18 protein-coding genes are annotated in these 18,663 nt (G+C 72.4%); 5 read left to right on the top strand and 13 right to left on the bottom strand.

The window, feature by feature from the left end; all coding sequences use genetic code 11:
* Nucleotides 1-13: 13 nt before the first annotated feature.
* Nucleotides 14-844, top strand: coding sequence for an oxidoreductase (locus BLT97_RS20550; protein WP_093612384.1), 831 nt, complete (start codon nucleotides 14-16; stop codon nucleotides 842-844).
* A 13-nt stretch (nucleotides 845-857) separates the two neighbouring features.
* Here the strand turns inward: BLT97_RS20550 and BLT97_RS20555 are convergent, their stop codons facing one another.
* Nucleotides 858-1,442, bottom strand: a complete 585-nt coding sequence (locus BLT97_RS20555) for a Uma2 family endonuclease (RefSeq protein WP_093612386.1) — start codon at nucleotides 1,440-1,442, stop codon at nucleotides 858-860.
* Nucleotides 1,443-1,548: 106 nt separating this feature from the next.
* Entirely contained in the window at nucleotides 1,549-2,832 is a 1,284-nt protein-coding gene (locus tag BLT97_RS20560; protein WP_093612388.1) for an adenylosuccinate synthase, read from the bottom strand.
* Between the two features lie 183 nt (nucleotides 2,833-3,015).
* Here BLT97_RS20560 and BLT97_RS20565 point away from each other — a divergent pair, with 183 nt between their 5' ends.
* The gene (locus tag BLT97_RS20565) at nucleotides 3,016-3,861 is read left to right on the top strand and encodes a diacylglycerol kinase family protein (RefSeq protein WP_093612390.1); all 846 of its coding nucleotides are present in this window, start codon (nucleotides 3,016-3,018) and stop codon (nucleotides 3,859-3,861) included.
* Between the two features lie 98 nt (nucleotides 3,862-3,959).
* Here BLT97_RS20565 and BLT97_RS20570 read toward each other — a convergent pair whose 3' ends face one another.
* Nucleotides 3,960-4,472, bottom strand: a complete 513-nt coding sequence (locus tag BLT97_RS20570; RefSeq protein WP_093612392.1) for a GbsR/MarR family transcriptional regulator — start codon at nucleotides 4,470-4,472, stop codon at nucleotides 3,960-3,962.
* A gap of 93 nt (nucleotides 4,473-4,565) precedes the next feature.
* On the opposite strand from BLT97_RS20570, the gene BLT97_RS20575 reads away from it, so the two are divergent.
* On the top strand, nucleotides 4,566-5,492 hold the full coding sequence (locus tag BLT97_RS20575) for an ABC transporter ATP-binding protein (protein ID WP_093612394.1): 927 nt from the start codon (nucleotides 4,566-4,568) through the stop codon (nucleotides 5,490-5,492).
* On the top strand, nucleotides 5,489-7,105 hold the full coding sequence (locus tag BLT97_RS37920; RefSeq protein ID WP_093612396.1) for an ABC transporter permease: 1,617 nt from the start codon (nucleotides 5,489-5,491) through the stop codon (nucleotides 7,103-7,105). Before BLT97_RS20575 ends, BLT97_RS37920 begins: the two co-directional genes overlap by 4 nt.
* A 95-nt stretch (nucleotides 7,106-7,200) precedes the next feature.
* On the opposite strand, the gene BLT97_RS20585 is transcribed toward BLT97_RS37920, so the two are convergent.
* From BLT97_RS20585 to BLT97_RS20630, 10 genes are all read right to left on the bottom strand, one after another.
* Nucleotides 7,201-8,418 (bottom strand): cytochrome P450, encoded by a 1,218-nt coding sequence (locus BLT97_RS20585; protein WP_093612398.1) that lies wholly within the window; start codon nucleotides 8,416-8,418, stop codon nucleotides 7,201-7,203.
* A gap of 94 nt (nucleotides 8,419-8,512) precedes the next feature.
* Nucleotides 8,513-9,178, bottom strand: coding sequence for a response regulator (locus tag BLT97_RS20590; protein ID WP_093612400.1), 666 nt, complete (start codon nucleotides 9,176-9,178; stop codon nucleotides 8,513-8,515).
* Nucleotides 9,175-10,527, bottom strand: coding sequence for a sensor histidine kinase (locus tag BLT97_RS20595; protein ID WP_093612402.1), 1,353 nt, complete (start codon nucleotides 10,525-10,527; stop codon nucleotides 9,175-9,177). The genes BLT97_RS20590 and BLT97_RS20595 overlap by 4 nt, the downstream gene beginning before the upstream one ends.
* A gap of 122 nt (nucleotides 10,528-10,649) precedes the next feature.
* Complete coding sequence (locus BLT97_RS20600; protein ID WP_093612404.1) at nucleotides 10,650-11,846, bottom strand: NAD(P)/FAD-dependent oxidoreductase; 1,197 nt, start codon at nucleotides 11,844-11,846, stop codon at nucleotides 10,650-10,652.
* Between the two features lie 129 nt (nucleotides 11,847-11,975).
* Nucleotides 11,976-12,923, bottom strand: coding sequence for an RNA polymerase sigma-70 factor (locus BLT97_RS20605; RefSeq protein WP_093612406.1), 948 nt, complete (start codon nucleotides 12,921-12,923; stop codon nucleotides 11,976-11,978).
* A gap of 257 nt (nucleotides 12,924-13,180) precedes the next feature.
* Nucleotides 13,181-14,053 (bottom strand): alpha/beta hydrolase family protein, encoded by an 873-nt coding sequence (locus BLT97_RS20610; RefSeq protein ID WP_093612408.1) that lies wholly within the window; start codon nucleotides 14,051-14,053, stop codon nucleotides 13,181-13,183.
* Between the two features lie 106 nt (nucleotides 14,054-14,159).
* On the bottom strand, nucleotides 14,160-14,462 hold the full coding sequence (locus BLT97_RS20615) for a YkvA family protein (protein ID WP_093612410.1): 303 nt from the start codon (nucleotides 14,460-14,462) through the stop codon (nucleotides 14,160-14,162).
* 70 nt (nucleotides 14,463-14,532) lie between these two features.
* Nucleotides 14,533-15,783 (bottom strand): kynureninase, encoded by a 1,251-nt coding sequence (kynU, locus tag BLT97_RS20620; protein WP_093612412.1) that lies wholly within the window; start codon nucleotides 15,781-15,783, stop codon nucleotides 14,533-14,535.
* Nucleotides 15,776-16,642, bottom strand: coding sequence for a tryptophan 2,3-dioxygenase family protein (locus BLT97_RS20625; RefSeq protein ID WP_093612414.1), 867 nt, complete (start codon nucleotides 16,640-16,642; stop codon nucleotides 15,776-15,778). The genes kynU and BLT97_RS20625 overlap by 8 nt, the downstream gene beginning before the upstream one ends.
* 126 nt (nucleotides 16,643-16,768) lie before the next feature.
* Nucleotides 16,769-18,163, bottom strand: a complete 1,395-nt coding sequence (locus BLT97_RS20630; protein WP_245769439.1) for a hypothetical protein — start codon at nucleotides 18,161-18,163, stop codon at nucleotides 16,769-16,771.
* A 56-nt stretch (nucleotides 18,164-18,219) separates the two neighbouring features.
* Here BLT97_RS20630 and BLT97_RS20635 point away from each other — a divergent pair, with 56 nt between their 5' ends.
* A complete protein-coding gene (locus BLT97_RS20635) occupies nucleotides 18,220-18,633 on the top strand; it encodes a DUF3151 domain-containing protein (protein ID WP_093612416.1) in 414 nt (137 codons plus the stop codon).
* Nucleotides 18,634-18,663: the final 30 nt, after the last annotated feature.

Below are 18,663 nucleotides of genomic sequence, written 5' to 3' on the forward strand. Positions count from 1 at the left end.
AAGAGGTGGGAACATGAGCAAGGTCTGGCTGATCACGGGTGCGAACAGCGGCTTCGGCCGGGCGTTCACCGAGGCGGCGGTCGGCGCGGGCGACGTGGTCGTGGCGGCGGCCCGCCGTGCCGGGACGCTGGACGACCTGGTCGCGGCGCACCCGGACCAGGTGGAGGCCGTCACGCTGGACGTGACCGACCTCGACGCGATCGACCGCGTGGTCGCGGACGTCGCGGCCCGCCACGGCCGCATCGACGTCCTGGTCAACAACGCGGGCCGTACGCACGTCGGTTCGGTGGAGGAGAACGGCGACGCCGAGCTGCGCTCGCTCTTCGACCTGCACTTCTTCGGTCCCGCGGCCCTCGTCCGCGCGGTCCTGCCGCACATGCGGGCCCGCCGCTCGGGCGCGATCGTGCAGCTGAGCAGCGTGGGCGGGCAGATGTCGATGGCGGGCTTCGGGGCGTACAGCGCGACGAAGTTCGCGCTGGAGGGTCTGTCGGAGGCGCTGCGGGCCGAGGTGAAGCCGCTCGGCATCGACGTCCTGATCGTCGAGCCCGGCGCCTTCCGCACGAGCCTGTTCGGCAACCACTCGCTCAGCAAGGGCGAGATCGAGGACTACGAGCCGACGGTCGGCGCGACCCGCACGATGGTCGAGACGGGCGGCGGCACCCAGGCGGGCGACCCGGCGAAGGCGGCCGCGGCGGTCCTCGCGGCCCTGAACGCCACCGAGCCCCCGCTGCGCCTGGCCCTCGGCGCCGACGCGATCGACACCATCCACACCCACCTGGACCAGGTCCGCGCGGACCTCACGGCGTGGGACAAGGTGGGGCGGGAGACGACGTTCGACGTGTAGGCGTTACGGCTCGTCAGCGGACGTAGTTCTTGAGGATCTCGGTGTCGAGGGTGATGCCTACCGGGTCGGGCAGGGTGACCTCCTCGCCCAGGAGGGCGGTGTGCCGGTCCCGGTAGCCGCCAAGGTCGGTGTCCGGGTTGGTGTGGACGACCACTGCACCTTGGTCCCGGTCGATCAACAGGTACACCGGGATGCCCGCGGCCCCATAAGCGTCGGGCTTCTCTTCTCGGTCCCTGCGATTGGTGTCGGAGTCGTACGAGGTGACCTCGGCGGCCATCAAGACCCCCTCGGGATCAGCCCAGTCGCCCTGCCCGGCAAAGTGCGCAACGGGAGCGAGTGAGCCATCTGGGCGGGCCCGCCCATTTCGGTAACGCCCGACTTTGAGCCCTTGATTGGGGTCCAGGTCCATGTCCGGGCGAGCCTGCATGCACTGCCTGAGCAGCCACATGATGATCGTTCCGTGGTCCCCGTCCGCCACGCGCTTCACCTCAAGCCGTCCACCGATGAACTCCAAGGTCACGGTCTCGGGGGCCGTGGAGGCAATCTCCTCGAACTCCTCCACCGACATTTGAGATGTGCGCTCTGCCATAAGCGTCATGCTGCACTCCCCTCCCGGAGGACGCCAGTGTGCCCGGGCATATGCAAGGGGTGGGTCGCATCCCAGTGCGACCCACCCCTACGAGTGGACGAGATCGGAACGAGGATCAGAGGAACGAGTTGATCTCGATCGTCTCGGTCCGGCCCGGGCCCACGCCGATCGCCGAGATCGGCGCGCCCGACATCTCCTCCAGGGCCTTCACGTACGCCTGCGCGTTCTTCGGCAGGTCCGCGAAGGTCTTGGCCTTGGTGATGTCCTCGGACCAGCCCGGCAGGTACTCGTAGATCGGCTTCGCGTGGTGGAAGTCGGTCTGGGAGTACGGGAGTTCCTCGACGCGCTTGCCGTCGATCTCGTACGCGACGCAGACCGGGATCTGCTCCCAGCCGGTCAGCACGTCCAGCTTCGTGAGGAAGAAGTCCGTGAGGCCGTTGACGCGGGTCGCGTAGCGGGCGATGACCGCGTCGAACCAGCCGCAGCGGCGGTCACGGCCGGTGGTCACACCGCGCTCGCCGCCGATCCGGCGCAGGTCCTCGCCGTCCTGGTCGAAGAGCTCGGTCGGGAACGGGCCCGCACCGACGCGGGTCGTGTACGCCTTCAGGATGCCGATGACCCGGGAGATCTTGGTCGGGCCGACGCCCGCGCCCGTGCACGCGCCGCCCGAGGTCGGGTTCGACGAGGTCACGAAGGGGTACGTGCCGTGGTCCACGTCGAGCAGCGTGCCCTGGCCGCCCTCGAAGAGGACGACCTTGCCCTCGTCGATGGCGTTGTTCAGGATCAGCGTCGTGTCCGCCACGTACGGCTTGATCTGGTCCGCGTAGTGCAGCATCTCCTCGACGATCTTGTCCGTCTCGATCGCGCGACGGTTGAAGACCTTCGTCAGGAGCTGGTTCTTGGTGTCGAGGGCCGCCTCGACCTTCTGGGTGAGGATCGACTCGTCGTAGAGGTCCTGCACCCGGATGCCGACGCGGTTGATCTTGTCGGCGTACGTCGGGCCGATGCCGCGGCCGGTCGTGCCGATCTTGCGCTTGCCGAGGAACCGTTCCGTCACCTTGTCGACGGTCACGTTGTACGGCGTGATCAGGTGCGCGTTACCGCTGATCAGCAGCTTCGACGTGTCGACGCCGCGCTCGTTCAGACCGCTCAGCTCGGAGAGCAGGACTGCCGGGTCGACGACGACACCGTTGCCGATGACCGGCGTACAGCCGGGCGACAGGATGCCGGAGGGGAGCAAGTGGAGCGCATACTTCTGGTCGCCTACGACAACCGTGTGACCGGCATTGTTGCCGCCCTGGTAGCGCACCACATAGTCAACGGAACCACCGAGCAGGTCGGTGGCCTTTCCCTTGCCCTCGTCACCCCACTGAGCACCGAGCAGCACAAGTGCGGGCACAGGCGTACACCCCTTCCGGGCGGGGCATGTCCAAGGTCAGGGGCGTACGCGTATGCGTACACCGGCGACCCTCGTTGGCCGCACCCGTCGGACCGGTGCCCCGGAATAGACGAAGCCCCTGGCGCAATAGCGCAAGGGGCTCTTGCACAAAGATGCTACCCCGTACCTTGAGGAAGGACCGAGGTGTCGGCTCCAGCGCCCGCTGCGAAGAGCTCCCAGCCGCTCCTTGTCGTCATCGATCCCGCAGCCAGGCGCACCGACGGCGAGTCCGTCCGGATCGCCAAGGACGTGCTCTGCGCGCGCTCCGGCGGGCCGGTGAAGATCTGCCTGCCGGACGGGCCGGAGGAATTCGCCCGGGCGCTCCGGCGCCGCGGCACGCGCAGACCGGTGGTCGTCGGCGACGACCGGGCGCTCCTGCGGGCGGTCTCGCTGCTGCACCGCGAGCGCGAGCTGGCCTCCTCGGTGCTCTCGGTGGTCCCCGTGGGCACCCGGACCTGCCTCGCGCAAGGGCTCGGGGTGCCGGACGGCCCGGTCGCGGCGGCCTCGGCGGTGCTCGACGGCGAGGCCCGCCGGCTCGACCTGCTGGTGGACGACAGCGACGGTGTCGTCCTCGGCGACCTGCGGATCCCGGCCCTGCCGGCCGCGGAGGGTGCGGGCCGCGCCCCGTGGTGGGGGCCGGGCCTGCGGACCTGCCAGTCGCTCGTACGGACCCTCGTACGGCCTGCTCCGGCGCAGTCCCCCGGCCCTTCGCGGCTGCGGGTCGAGGCGGACGGGGTGACGCTCGTCGATCTGGACCAGCCGGTGGCGGACGTCTCGGTGTCGACCGCGCGCGGGGGCTTCGCGCGGGTCGAGGTCAGGCCCACGTCGGTGGGCGCCGCGGCCCCGGCCCTGCACGCCAGGGCCCGCACGGTGACGGTCTCGGGCCCCGACTTCCGCTACCGCGCGGACGCCCTGACGGCGGGCCCGGTGCGCACCCGGACGTGGACGGTACGGGCGGGGGCGTGGGCGCTGACGCTGCCGCGGGGGTGAGGGGCCGGGCTCCGGTGGTGCGCTCGGAGGTGGTGAGGGGCAGGGCTCCGGTGGTGCGCTCGGGGGAGCAGCGGGGCTCCCGTGCGTGAGCCCGCCGGTTACTGCTGCCGGCCGAACACCGCGTCCCGGTGCGTCCGCCACCGCTCCATGAGCCCCGTCAGCTCCCTCTCCAGGAACTCGAAGAACTCCAGCGTCTCGGCCATCCGCCGCCCCGCCGCCGTATCGGAGCCGAGGCTGTCCACACCCTCGCGCAGGGTCGCCTCCCAGCGCTTGAGCACCTGGTCGCGGTTGGTCAGCGCCTCGTACCAGCTGGAGGCGTGCACGCGGTAGCGCTCGCGGCGCGAACCGGGCTCGCGCTCGCGCGTCACCATGTGGACCTGGGCCAGATAGCGCACCGCCCCGGAGACCGCCGCCGGGCTGACCTTCAGCTGCTCGCTCAGCTCCGCCGAGCTCATGGCCCCCGACTCCGAGGAGAGCAGGGCCCCGAAGACCCGGGCCGGCATCCGCTGCATGCCGGCCTCGGTCAGCTGCGCCGCGAACGTCTCCACGAAGCGGTCCACACGCGCCTCGCGCGTCCCCTGCCCGTCGGCTCGGTCGTTCCCTGCGGCCATGTCCCGATCATCTCCCCTGCTCACCGGCGCGACCCCGAGTTTATACGCTTCCTTAACTTCACAAATTTCTGAAAGTACCGTACGTTCAAAACCATGACGAAGGCAATCACCGTCTCCGGACTCCACAAGGCGTTCGGCAGGACACACGCTCTGGACGGCCTCGACCTCGAGGTCGAGGCCGGCGAGGTGCACGGCTTCCTCGGCCCGAACGGGGCCGGCAAGTCCACCACCATCCGCGTCCTCCTCGGCCTGCTGCGCGCCGACTCCGGCGCCGCCCAGCTGCTCGGCAGGGACCCGTGGCACGACGCCGTGGAGCTGCACCGCCGTATCGCCTACGTCCCCGGCGACGTGACCCTGTGGCGCAACCTCAGCGGCGGCGAGGTCATCGACCTGTACGGCAGGCTGCGCGGCGGACTCGACAAGGCGCGGCGGGCCGAGCTGATCGAGCGCTTCGAGCTCGACCCGACGAAGAAGGGCCGCACCTACTCCAAGGGCAACCGGCAGAAGGTCGCCCTGGTCGCGGCCTTCGCCGCCAAGGACGTGGAGCTGCTGATCCTCGACGAGCCCACCTCCGGGCTCGACCCGCTGATGGAGGAGGTCTTCCAGAGCTGCGTGGAGGAGGAACGGCGGCGCGGCCGTACGGTCCTGCTGTCCAGCCACATCCTCAGCGAGGTCGAGGAGCTCTGCGACCGGGTCTCCATCATCCGCAAGGGCCGTACGGTCGAGACGGGTTCGCTCGCCGACCTGCGCCACCTCACCCGCACCTCCGTGACGGCCGAACTGGCGGGCGCGCCCAACGGGTTGAGCGCCCTGCCCGGCGTCCACGACCTCGACGTCCAGGGCCACCGGGTCCGCCTCCAGGTCGACTCGGACAAGCTCGACGCGGTACTGAGGTCGCTCACCGAGTCCGGGGTGCGCTCGCTGACCAGCACGCCGCCGACCCTGGAGGAGCTGTTCCTGCGGCACTACCAGGACGAGGTGACCGCAGCAGCCGGCGGCGAAGGGGCGAGGGCGCGATGACCGCCGTGACGGCCGACACCCGGTTCGCGCCCCGCACCGGCGGCACCCGCCCGCTGGCAGGCACCGGCGCGCTGCTGCGGCTCGCGCTGCGCCGCGACCGTGTGATGCTCCCGCTGTGGGTGCTCGTCGTCGGCGGCACCACCGCGAGCGCCGCGAACTCCCTCGGCGCCTTCTACGACACCCCCGAGGAGCGGGCGAACGTCATCTCCTCGATGGCGACGAACAGTTCGCTGCGTTCGCTGTACGGGCCGGTGTTCGACGACTCGCTCGGGGCGCTCGTGTCCTGGCGGTACGTGGCGTTCATGGGCGCGTTCGCGGCCGTGATGAGCCTGCTGCTCGTCGTACGGCACACCCGCGAGGAGGAGGAGACGGGCCGGCAGGAGATGCTCGCCTCGCTCCAGGTGGGGCGGCGGGCCTCGCTGACGGCGGCGCTGCTCACCGCACTGATCGCCAACGCCGGCATCGCACTGCTCGTGACGCTGGGGCTCGCGGGCGAGGGCGCGGCCGGCGCGCTGGCGCTCGGGCTCGCGATCGCCGGAGTGGGCATGGTGTTCGCGACCCTGGCCGCCGTCTGCGCCCAGCTCACCGAGACCGCGCGGCTGGCCAGGGGCCTGACCGCGGCGGTGCTCGGGCTCGCCTGGGCGCTCAAGGCGGCGGGCGACGCCGCGCGCACCGACGGCTCGCACCCGCTGACCTGGCTCTCGCCGATCGGCTGGGCCGAGAACATGCGGGCCTTCGCCGGTGAACGCTGGTGGGTGGTGCTGCTGTTCGCGGCCGTGGTCGCGGTCCAGGCCGTGGTGGCGTACACCCTCGCGGGCCGCCGCGACGTCGGGATGAGCTTCATCCCCGCCCGCCCCGGACCCGCCGAAGGCCGTCTGTCGACGGCGACTTCACTGGCCTGGCGGCTCCAGCGCGGCGCGCTGCTCGGCTGGGGCGCCGGCTTCCTGCTCGCCGGGATCATGTTCGGCTCGATGACCGAGGGCGCGGCCGACCTGGTCGGCGACAACGAGAACACCAAGGAGATGCTGGAGCGGATGGGCGGCCAGGCGGGCGTCACCGACGCCTTCCTCGCCGCGATGCTCGGCATGCTCGCGATGGTCGGCGCGCTGTACATCGTGCAGTCGGTGCTCCGTCTGAACGGCGAGGAGACCGCCCAGCGCGCCGAGCCGGTCCTGGCCGCGGCGGTGGGCCGCGTCCGGTGGGCGGCGGGCCACCTGTACGTGGCCTTCGGCGGTGCGGCCCTGCTCCTGCTGCTCGGCGGCCTGGGCCTGGCGGTCGGCTACCGCAAGGAGGCCGGCCCGCTCCTGGGCGCGAGCCTCGTGCAGATCGCGGCGGTCTGGCTGCTCGGCTCGTTCGCGGTCCTCGTCTACGGGCTGCTGCCCCGTCTCGCGCCCCTGGGCTGGGCGTACGCGGCGCTCTCGCTCGGCCTCGGCTGGATCGGCCCGGCGCTCAACCTGCCGGACGCGGCCCTGAACCTGTCACCGTTCCAGCATCTGCCCAAGATGCCGGGCAACGCGATGGAGTGGACACCGGTCCTCGTCCAGCTCGCGCTGGCGGCGGTGTTCACGGTGGCGGGATTGGTGGGGCTGAGGCGGCGGGACATGCAGAGCTGAACCGGGGCATGCAGAGCTGAACTCGGAACAGTCCCCTCCCGCCCGGGGGCCGAAGCCCTTCTCAGGCTATCGGCCCCCACTGACAACGCCTTCGCTCAGACCTCCACCGGGAGGGATCCGAGCCCCCGGATCACGAACCCGGCCTTGCGCTGCGGCTCTCCCGCGAGCCGCAGCGCGGGCGCCTGCCGGATCAACTGCCCGAAGGAAGCGGCGAGTTCGATCCGGGCCAGCGGGGCGCCCAGGCAGTAGTGGATGCCGGCGCCGAGGGACACGTGCGGATTGTCCGCGCGGGTCAGGTCGAGGCGCTCGGACTCCACGAACACCGCCGGGTCGTGGTTGGCGGACCCGAAGAGCAGCGCGACCTCGGAGCCCTTCGGGATCCGCACCCCGCCCACCTCGATGTCCTCGAGCACCCAGCGCTCGAAGAGGTGGAGCGGGGTGTCGTAGCGCATCAGTTCTTCCACAGCTGTGGACAACTTTTCCGGAGCGGGGTCCGCGCGCAGGGCGGCCAGCTGTTCGGGGTTCCGGAACAGGGCGAACCACCCGTTTCCGGTCGTGTTCACCGTCGCCTCGTGTCCCGCGTTGAGCAGCAGCACGCAGGTGGAGATCATCTCCTGCTCGGTCAGCCGGCCGTCGTCCTCGTCGTGGGAGGCGATCAGGCCGGAGATCAGATCCTCCCCCGGCTCCTTGCGCCGCGCTGCGATCAACTCGCGCAGATACGCGGAGAACTCGACCGACGCGGAGACGGCCCGCCGCGCGGTCTCGTCCGACGGGTTCAGCTCGTACATCCCGCAGATGTCCGCCGACCAGGGCCGCAGCAGCCCGCGGTCGCTCTCGGGAACGCCGAGCATCTCGGCGATCACGGCGACCGGCAGCGGCTCGGCCACCTCGGCGACGAGATCCCCGCCCCCGTTCGCGACGAGCCGCGCCACGAGGGAGGCTGCCAACTCCTCGACGTACGGCGTCAGTCGCTGCACCGTGCGCGGCGTGAACGCCTTCGACACCAGGCGCCGGATCCGGGTGTGCCGCGGGGCCTCCAGGTCGAGCAGCCCGTTGTCGTTGAGGGTGTGGAAGGGCTCGTGTGCGGGCGGCGGCGGGGTGCGGCCGAACTCCTCGTGCGTGTAGCGGTGCTGGTAGGTGCGCCCGAGCCTGCGGTCCCTGAGCAGGGCGGAGACGTCGGCGTGGTGCGGGATCAGCCACTGCCGCGAGGGCTCGAACCACAACGCCCTTCCCGCGGCGCGGAGTTCGGCGTACGCGGGGTAGGGGTCGGCGGCGAACTCCGGCGAGGACGGGGCGAAGGCTGACGTCGTCATGGACCGACCCTAGGCGGGCCCTGCCGCGACGTCACCGCCCCGGCCCGCCCCAGCGCCCCGACCCCGCAATCACCCCGGCGCCCCGCCCCCGCTCTCACCCCGGCGTCACCAGCCGCGCCTCGTACGCGAACACCGCCGCCTGCGTGCGGTCCCGCAGGCCCAGCTTCACCAGGATCCGGGAGACATGCGTCTTGATCGTGGACTCGGCGACGACGAGGTGGTCGGCGATCTCCGCGTTCGACAGGCCCTGCGCGATCAGGACGAGCACCTCCGTCTCGCGCTCCGTGAGGTCGCCGATCTGCTCCTGGGCCGGGGCCTTGAGCCCGGCCTGGCCGCCCAGCCGGGAGAACTCGACGATCAGGCGCTTGGTGACGGTCGGCGCGAGCAGCGCCTCGCCGTCCGCCACCACCCGTACCCCTTCGGCCAGTTGACGGGCCGAGGCGTCCTTCAGCAGGAACCCGGACGCTCCGGCCCGCAGTGCCTCGTACACGTACTCGTCGAGGTCGAAGGTGGTCAGGACGAGCACCTTCGTGGCGGCGTCGGAGGCGACGATCTCGCGGGTGGCCTCGATACCGTTGAGCTCGGGCATGCGGATGTCCATCAGGACCACGTCCGGGCGCAGTTCGGCCACCTTCGCGATGGCCTCGCGCCCGTTCACCGCCTCGCCGACGACCTCGATGTCGGGCATCGCGTTGAGCAGCACGGAGAAGCCCTCGCGGACCATCATCTGGTCGTCCACGATGACGACACGGATCGTCACGAGGTCTCCGCTCCGGCGTCCCCGGCCGCCGGCTCCACCGGCAGGAACGCGCTCACCTCGTATCCCCCGTCCGCGCTCTCCCCCGCGGTCATCACGCCGCCGAGCATCGCCACCCGCTCGCGCATCCCGGTCAGGCCGTGGCCGGCTCCGGGCGAGGGCTTGACGAGACCGGTCGCGGGCCCGTTGACCACCCGCAGGCCCAACCCGCCCAGGACATACGCCACTTCGACCTTGGCCTGCGCGCCGGGCGCGTGCCGCAGCGTGTTGCTCAGGGCCTCCTGGACGATGCGGTACGCGGACAGCTCGACGCCCGGCGGCAGTTCGCGCACGGCGCCGGTGACCGTCTTGTCCGCGGTGAGCCCGGCCTCGCGGACGTTGCGCAGCAGCGCGTCGAGGTCGGCGAGGGTGGGCTGGGGCGCGTCCGGCGCCTCGTAGTCCTCCGCCCGTACGACGCCGAGCACGCGGCGCAGTTCGGTGAGCGCGGCCACCGCGTTCTCACGGATCGTGGCGAAGGCCTGCTCCAGCTCCGGCGGCGGGTTCTCGACGCGGTACGGCGCGGCCTCGGCCTGGATCGCGACCACGCTCATGTGGTGGGCGACCACGTCGTGCAGCTCGCGCGCGATGTTGGTGCGCTCCTCCAGGCGGGTGCGCTTGGAGCGTTCGGCGAGGGTGTCCGCCTCCTTGGTCGCCACCTCGGCCTCCTTGACGGCGACCTCCTGGCGGGCGGTGTTCCAGCCGCCCACCGACACGGCGGCCGCGAGGGCGAAGGCGGCCAGGACGAGCATCGCCATCAGGGCGTCGTCGCCGTGCCCCTCGCCGGCGACGACGAGGGCGGCGAGACCGACCGTGATCAGCCACATCTCGACGGCCACCCGCGGCCGGCTGCGCAGGGCGATCTGCGTCATGACGACGAGGTGGGCGAGGAAGCCGGCGGCCGTCCAGGGGAAGGCGCCGGTGTACGCGGCGCCGACGAGCACCGTGACGGCGCTGACCGCGACGGAGAGCCAGAAGGCGGCCACCGGCCTGGTCAGCGTGAGGAGCACCGGCAAGGCGGCGACGAAACCGACGGTGATGCCCTCCAGATCACCGCCGTAGGAGCCGCTCTCGGCGATGCCGAGCAGGAAGACGAACACCGCCGCCAGGACGACGAGACCGTGCGGCAGCCACCGCGCCCGCTCCCGGTACTGCTCGGGTATCCGCCGCAGCGCCCGGTGACCGGGCTCCAGCGGCGGCAGCGGCCGGAACGCGAACGCGCCGCTGAACAGATCGGCGCGCAGCGCACCGAGCCCGCCTCGGATGAGGCGGGCCTCGGTGCGGGCGCCCTGAGGGGTCTGAGCTGTCTGGTCCACGCAGACGACGGTAGAGGGGCGCCCGGGCGGCGTCGTCACCTGCGGGCCGGATCCTGCGGGGTCCGTCTCAGGTACTACCCGGGGTGACGACGTACCCACTGCCCGGGGGTGACGACGTACCGTCAGGCCGCCGCCACGGTCTGCGGCCGCCCGGCCCGCACGCGCCGTCCGCGCGAGCCCACCATGGCGCCCGGGTTGGCCACGGCCCAGGCCGCGCCCTTGCAGATCAGCTCCTTGTAGACGGCGGCCTTGCGGCCGGTCAGGACCCGCTCCACCGAGGTGTCGTCGGCCGTCACGAACTGGATCAGGCCCTCCTTGCGGCCGAGCGAGACGCACTGCTGGAAGTAGCGCAGCGGCATCTTCGGCTCCTTCAGGCCGGTCAGGTCCGCCGCGATCGCGTCCGCCGCCTGCCAGGCCATCGGGGTGCCGGTGGCGCAGGACATCCGCAGCGGCTTGTCGCCGGCGCCCATCGCGTAGCCCGCGTCGCCCACCGCGTACACCTCCGGGTGCGAGACCGAGCGCATCATGCCGTCGACCACGATCTGCCCGTTCTCGGTCACCTGCAGGCCGCTGGCCTGCGCGATCGGGTCGACCGCGAAGCCCGTGGTCCAGACGGTGACGTCGGCGGCGATCAGTTCGCCCTCTTCGGTCTTGACCTGTCCGGCCTCGACGGCGGCGACCGCGGTGTGCTCGTACGCGGTGATGCCGAGCCTGCCGAACACCTTGCGCAGGTGGGCCGCGCCCTTGCGGCTCAGCCAGTCGCCGAGCTCACCGCGCGCGGCGAGCGCCACATCGAGGTCGGGCCGGGACTCGGCGATCTCGGTGACGGCCTCGATGCCGGTGAGCCCGCCGCCGACGACCAGGACCTTCCCGCCCGGGGCCAGCTCCTGGAGCCGTGCGCGCAGCCGCAGCGCGCCGGGCCGGCTCGCCACCTCGTGGGCGTGCTCGGTGACGCCGGGCACGCCGTGGTCGTTCGAGCGGCTGCCGAGTGCGTAGACGAGGGTGTCGTACGGGATGCTCTCGTCGCCGTCCCCGCCGCGGACGCGCACGGTCTTCGCGTCCACTTCGACGGCGGTGACCCGCGCGAGCTCGAGCCGGATGCCGGTGCCCGCGAACATCGCGTCGAAGGGCCGGGCCTTCAGCTCCTGGCCGACGGCCAGCTGGTGGTTGCGGACGCGCTCGACGAAGTCGGGCTCGGCGTTCACGAGGGTGATCTCGACGTCGTCGCGGTGCAGCCGCTTGGCGAGACGCCCGGCCGCGCCGGCCCCGGTGTAGCCGGCGCCGAGGACGACGATGCGGTGCTTGCGGAGTGCGTTCATGGTCCTGCCCCTGTCTGTCGCCGACTGACGCTGTCGGTCGCTCTTCGCGGTCACGCCCCTTGAACCGGGCGGCCCGCGGATTCCTGACAGGTACGGGATGTGACCTGCGTCACAGGGCGGACGGAGGGGTCACCAGCCGGCCAGGACCAGCGGCTCCCCGTGCTCCGCGGCGCCCCAGACCTCGGTGGCGCGGTGCAGCTTGTCCGGGTTGACCTGGCTGCGGACCGCGACGATGCCCTCCTCGGACTGCTCCAGGCACATCACGCCGAAGACCCGCCCGTCGACCACGACGACGAGGGCCGGGGCGCCGTTGGCCGTGGTCGCGTAGACCTCCGGGGCGCCGCCCATCAGGCGGCGCTTGCTGTCGGCCGGCTTGAACATGCCGCGCAGGAACGTGGCCACCGCACGCGCACCCTCGAACGGCGTGGCCTTCGCCGGGATCTTCCCGCCGCCGTCGCCGACCGCGATGGCGTCCGAGGTCAGCAGCTTCACCAGCGGCTCGGTCTGCCCGCTGGTCGCGGCCGCGAGGAACTCCTCGACGATCCGCCGCGCCGCCGCCTCGTCGATCTCGGTACGTGCCTTGCCCTGCGCGAGGTGCTTCTTCGCCCGGCTGAAGATCTGCTGGCTGGCGGCCTCGCTGATGTCGAGGATCCCGGCGATCTCGCGGTGCCCGTACGCGAAGGCCTCCTTGAGCACGTACACCGCGCGCTCGTTCGGCGAGAGCCGCTCCATGAGGGTGAGCACGGCGTACGAGACCGACTCGCGCTGCTCGGCCGTGTCCGCCGGGCCGAGCATCGGGTCGCCTTCGAGCAGCGGCTCGGGCAGCCACTGGCCGACGTAGGTCTCGCGGCGGGCGCGGGCCGAGGTCAGGTGGTTGAGGCAGAGGTTGGTGAGCACCTTGGTCAGCCAGGCCTCGGGCACCTCGATCCGCTCGACGTCCGCTGCCTGCCAGCGCAGATACGTCTCCTGCACGAGGTCCTCGGCCTCCGCGGACGAGCCGAGCATGCGGTACGCGATGGCCTCCAGGCGCGGGCGCGCGGCCTCGAAGCGGTCCACGTCGGTCATCGTCAGCGGCATGCTGCGATCGTAACCGCCCGGCTTCGAGTGGTTCCTTGGAAAGCGGGGCGGGCGCTTGCGCGGAGAGCGGGGGCGCTTCCCTGGAAAGGGGGGTGGGCGCTTGCGCGGAGAGCGGGGGCGCTTCCCTGGAAAGGGGGGCGGGCGCTTGCGCGGAGAGCGGGGCGGGCGCTTCTGCGAAGAGCGGGGGCGCGTCTCCGCGGAGCCGGGGCGCGTCTCCGGAGAGCCGGGGCGCGTCTCCGGAGTGCTGGGGTGCTTCCCTAGAAGGCGAGTTGGGCGATCTCCTCGGCGACCACCGCGCAGGCGTCCGCGGCGGGGTCGATGAGCGGGAAGTGCCCGATGTCCTCGAGCAGCGTGAGCCCCACGACCTCACCGGACTTCGCCGCCGCGTCCGCGTACGCCTCCGCCACCGGGTACGGCACATCCGCGTCCTCGCGGCCCTGCACCAGGACGGTGGCGATGCCGGTCGGCAGCAGCGCGGCCGGGTCGCTGTGCGCGGCCCGCTCCTCGAACCGGTCGGGCCCGCCCAGGAGTTGGAGCACCGCGTCGTTGCACACCTTCAGCTCGCGCGCGAGCGCGAAGTCCGCGATCGGGGCGAGGGCCACGACCCCGCGCAGGTGCGAGGGGTACGGGGTGTGCCACGGCGAGTCCTCGGGCAGCACGTGCCGGGACGCGCCCCACAGGGCCAGCTGGCCGCCGGCGGAGTGCCCGGTCAGGACGGTGCGGCGCGGGTCGGCCTGCGGCAGGTGGTCCCGTACGAGCGCGGGCAGGGCGTCGAGCGCGGCCGCGACGTCGTCGAAGGTCTCCGGCCAGCGGCCCGCGACCAGGGTGCCGCCCTGCGCGGGGATGGAACTGCCCCTGCGGTACTCGATGTTGGCCACGGCGAAGCCCTGCCGGGCGAGGAAGTCCGCGAACGGGGTGAGGTGCCTGCGGTCGTACGGGGCCCGCCAGGCGCCGCCGTGGATCACGACGACGAGCGGGGCGCCGGCCGGTCCGACGGCGTGCGGCGCGTAGAAGTCGACGACCTGGTCCGGGTGTTCCCCGTACGCGGCCGTGGCGTCCGGCTCCACCGCCGGATGCGAGAACGCCGACTGCTCCTCGGCGGCTGCTCTGGCGGTGGCGTCCTCGGACATGTGCGGCCTTTCGGTGGGCGGTTCGGGCGGGGCGGTGGGCCCGGCGGGGTGGCTTGATTTTGTCAGTTGTCGCGCGCCGGTACCTCAGCCGTCCCGCGCCGGTACCTCAGCCGTCCCGCGCCGAGCCGCCCTTGCGCAGGCCGGAGCGTTCGGCGGCGGCGTGCAGCGCGCGCAGACCGAGCAGCAGTACACCGATGTCGTCCAGGTAGACGGGGTCCGGCAGCAGGTCCACGGGCGAGATCACGTAGAGCAGCGCGCCCCAGAACGCGAGCGTGTTCTCCACCGGCACCCCCGCCCTGCGCAGCATCCGCCGGGTGCGCACCAGACGGACGAGCAGGACGAGGGCGAAGCCGGCCACCACGGCAAGCACCACCACGAGCACCGCGATGGCCCACTCCGGACCGCTCATGGGGGACTCCTTCCGTCAGGCCCGGCCGGACCGGTCCGGTCCGGGCCCATCAGGAGTACCCCGAACCGGGTCAGAGCACCTCGGACAGGACGCGCGCCGCGCGCTCCACCTCGGCGAAGCCCACGTACAGCGGAGTGAAGCCGAAGCGCAGGACGTCCGGGGCGCGGAAGTCACCGACCACGCCCCGCCGGATCAGCTCGGCCATCACCTCGGAGGCGTCCGTGCACCGCAGCGCCACCTGGCTGCCCCGCGCCGCGTGGTCGAGCGGGGTGAGGACCGAGACCCGGCCCTCGGGCACGTACGCCGCCACGCACTCCAGGAAGAAGTCCGTCAGGGCGAGGGACTTGGCCCGTACGGACTCGACCGAGACCCCGTCCCACACGGAGAGTGCCGCTTCGAGCGCCGCCATGGACAGGATGTCCGGGGTGCCGACCCGGCCGCGCCGGGCCCCGTCCACGGGCACGAACTCCGGCCGCATTCCGAAGGGTTCGGCATGCGAGTTCCAGCCGGGCAGGGGGGAGTCGAAGGCCGCCTGGTGGCGCTCGGCCACGTACAGGAACGCGGGCGCGCCCGGGCCGCCGTTGAGGAACTTGTACGTGCAGCCGACCGCCAGATCGACCCCGTGCTCGTCGAGACCCACCGGCAGCGCACCCGCGCTGTGGCACAGGTCCCAGACCACGAGGGCGCCGGCCGCCTGCACCGCAGCGGTGACCGAGGGCAGGTCGTGCAGCCGCCCGCACCGGTAGTCGACGTGGTTGACAAGGACCGCCGCCGTACGCGGCCCGACCTCCTCGGCCAGCGAGCCCACGGGGACGGGGCGCACGGTGCAGCCGGTGAGGCGCGCCGCGGACGTGGCGATGTACCCGTCCGTCGGGAAGGTCCGCTCGTCCACGAGGATCTCGTCCCGGCCCTCGCCCGCGAGCCGGACCGCCCCCACAACCGCCTTGAACACATTGACACTTGTGGAGTCGCCGACCACGATCTGCCCGGCCGCGGCCCCCACGAGCGGGGCGATCAGATCGCCGATCCGCTCGGGCGCCTCCCACCAGCCGGACTCGGTCCAGGAGCGGATCCGCATCCGCCCCCACTCGCGCGCCACGACATCCGCGACATGCTCGGGGACGGCGGCGGGCAGCGCGCCGAGCGAGTTGCCGTCGAGATACACGGTCTCGTCGAGCACGAACCGGTCGCGCAGCTTGGCCAGTTCGTCGGCGGCGTCCAGTTCGGCGGCCCGTATCGCCAGCGAGTGCTCAGCAGTCCCCGACACCGGCGAGTTCTCGGCAGCCTCAGGCACCCGCGGGTTCTCAGCAGTCTCAGACATACGACCGCGCCGTCCACAGCTCGGGGAACACGTTCTTGCGGGCGCGCTTCTCCAGCCACGCGACGCCGGCCGAGCCGCCGGTCCCGGTCTTGGAGCCCATCGCGCGCCGCGTCGCGACCAGATGGTCGTTGCGCCAGCGCCACACCAGCTCGCCGACGTCCGTCAACGCCTCGCCCAGGCGCACCAGTTCGTCGTCCTGGTCCCCGCGGTACACCTCGGCCCAGACCGCCTCGATCTCGGCCGAGGGCTCGTAGCGCTGCGAGAGGTCGCGGTCGAGTACGGAGCGCGGGATCGCGTAGCCGCGGCGGGCGAGCAGGTGGAGCACCTCGTCGTAGAGCGAGGGCTCGTGCAGGGCCTTCTCCAGCTCGGCGTGCACGCGCGGCGCGCCGCGGTGCGGGACGAGCATGGAGGCGGACTTGTCACCGAGCAGGAACTCCATGCGCCGGTACATCGCCGACTGGAAGCCGGAGCCCTCGCCGAGTGCGGCGCGGTAGGAGTTGAACTGCGCGGGGGTCAGACCGGCCAGCGGGGTCCAGGACGCGTTGAGCGCCTCCAGTTCGCGCACGGAGCGCTTCAGCGCGTCCTTCGCCACGGTCAGGTCGTCGTCGCGCAGGGCCTTCGCGGCGGTCTCCCACTCGTGCACGATCACCGTGAACCAGAGTTCCATGACCTGTGTCGTCACCAGGAAGACCATTTCCCCGGGGTCGTCCGAGAGGGTCTTCTGCAGGTGGGTGAGGACATCGGCCTGGACGTAGTCCTCGTACGGCGTGGTGCCGGCGAAGTCGAGATGCGGGGTGTCCGGGCTCTCCGGGGTCTCCGGGCTCCGAGCGGCCCCCGCCTCTGCGGTCTCGTGGGACATCACTGTCTCCTCGGTACTTCGGGTAGCGGTCCGCCCCTGCCGATGCCGGCACGGGGGCCCCGGTCCCCACCCGCATCCTCCGCAATCCTCCCCCGTATCGGCAAGAGCCGCCTGGTCACAGCCGTCTCACGGCCCGCTCGCGGGGATCGCGCGGTCCGGGTTCACCAGCACCGACCAGCCCTTGTTGTACGTGTCGGGCACGGGGTGCCGCTCCCAGGTGCGGGCCCAGGGCGGCGGGGTGCCGTTCAGGAGGACGAGCGCGTGCGGGCGGGCGGCGGCCTTGTCCGCGCGGCAGCCCGCGGCGTGCGCGACGGGCTGGAGCTGGGCGTTGCCGCCGATGACGCAGGGGGTGCGCACCCCCTGTTCCCGGAGTACCCGCGCGACCCGCTCCCAGTCCGAGCGGGCCCCGTCCTGGATGCCGCCGTGCCGGTACAGCAGGAGCAGCTGCCCGGCGAGGTGCACCGCGAGCACCCCGATGACGAGGGCGGTGCGCGCACGCGAGCCGCGCACCGCGTCCCGTACGGCGAGCAGGCCGAACGCGGCGGGCAGCGCGAGCAGCGCGTACGCGGGGAACAGGAAGCGCGGCGCCGCGTACGGCACCAGGAAGAAGTACGGTCCTGCGGCGCAGGCGGCGGTGGCGAGCAGCAGCCACACGGCACGCCGGGGACGCGGCGCGGCGCGCACCCCGAGCACGACGAGCACGGCCAGGAGCACCCAGATCATGACGCCCGGCGGGCTCGGCTGGTCCGCGTCGCAGGGGCGGCACAGCAGACGTCCGTCGAGGGCGGCGAGATGGTCGCGTACGGACAGGACCGGCCGCACCCCGCCCTGCACCCCGCTCGCCTCGTGCAGCCGCTCGCGCACCCCGCCGAACCGCAGCTCGGCCTCGACGATCCACGGCAGCAGCCCGGCCGCCACACCTCCGGTGACCGCGCCGGCTGCCGCGGGGGCGCGCGTGAGCAGGGCCCACACCAGCAGCGGAAGCGCCATCCACACCCCGTCGTTGGGGCGCATGAGCGTGGCCGTCGCGAGGCCGGCGACGATGCCCGCGTACGAGGCGGGCCCGCGCGGTACGTGCAGCAGACAGCCCACCGCGGCGAGTGCCCCCATCGCGGTGTAGTGGTTGGGCATCGCGTGCCCGGCGTAGAACAGGACGCTCCACACGCTCGCGTACACCGCGGCCCCGAGCACCACCACAGGTCCGGCCGACCGCGGCCGCAGCACCCGCAGCCAGGGCAGGAACCCGAGATACAGCGCCGCCGCCCACAGCAGGAGCAGCCACACCCGCAGCAGCACCACCGAGTCGCTCCACAGCGCGACCGGCGCGATGAGCAGGGGCACGCCGCGGGTGCGCGGGGCGCTGAACTCGACGTCGACGCCGCCGGCGTACGGCGAGAAGCGGGTCGCGTACACGAGCTCGTCCCAGCCGAGCGGCATGGCCCAGGGCAGCACGAGCACGGACAGGAGCACCCCCGCCCCGGCCACCGCGGCCAGTGCCAGGTGTGGTCGTCGAGTCAGCACGGCACCTCCCCGACCGAGGAAACCACTCGAACAGCCGTGGTGGCAGACTGGCGGCCATGGAGACGCACAAGAACCTGCTCGGCGGCCCCGGCCCCACGCACCTGCCGGAGAACGAGGCGGCGAAGGCCCAGATCGCCACCGAGGCCCCGGCCGCGGTGGCCGCGGCGCACCCCACGTACTCGCTGGCCTGGGCGCTGCTCGCGGACGAGGCCTACGCCGGCGGACGCGTCATCGAGTCGTACGCGTACGCCCGGACCGGTTACCACCGCGGCCTGGACGCGCTGCGCCGCGCCGGCTGGAAGGGCCACGGCCCGGTGCCGTGGAGCCACGAGGCCAACCGCGGTTTCCTGCGCTGCCTGGCCGCCCTGGCCCGCGCGGCCGGCGAGATCGGTGAGAAGGAAGAGTTCGAGCGCTGCTGGCAGTTCCTGCGGGACAGCAGCGAAGAGGCGTACGAGCAGCTCAAGCGCTGACGCGGCACGCGAGAGAAGGGCCGGACGCCG

The sequence above is a fragment of the Streptomyces indicus genome (assembly GCF_900100315.1).
In the GTDB taxonomy this organism is placed as follows: Bacteria; Actinomycetota; Actinomycetes; order Streptomycetales; family Streptomycetaceae; genus Streptomyces; species Streptomyces indicus.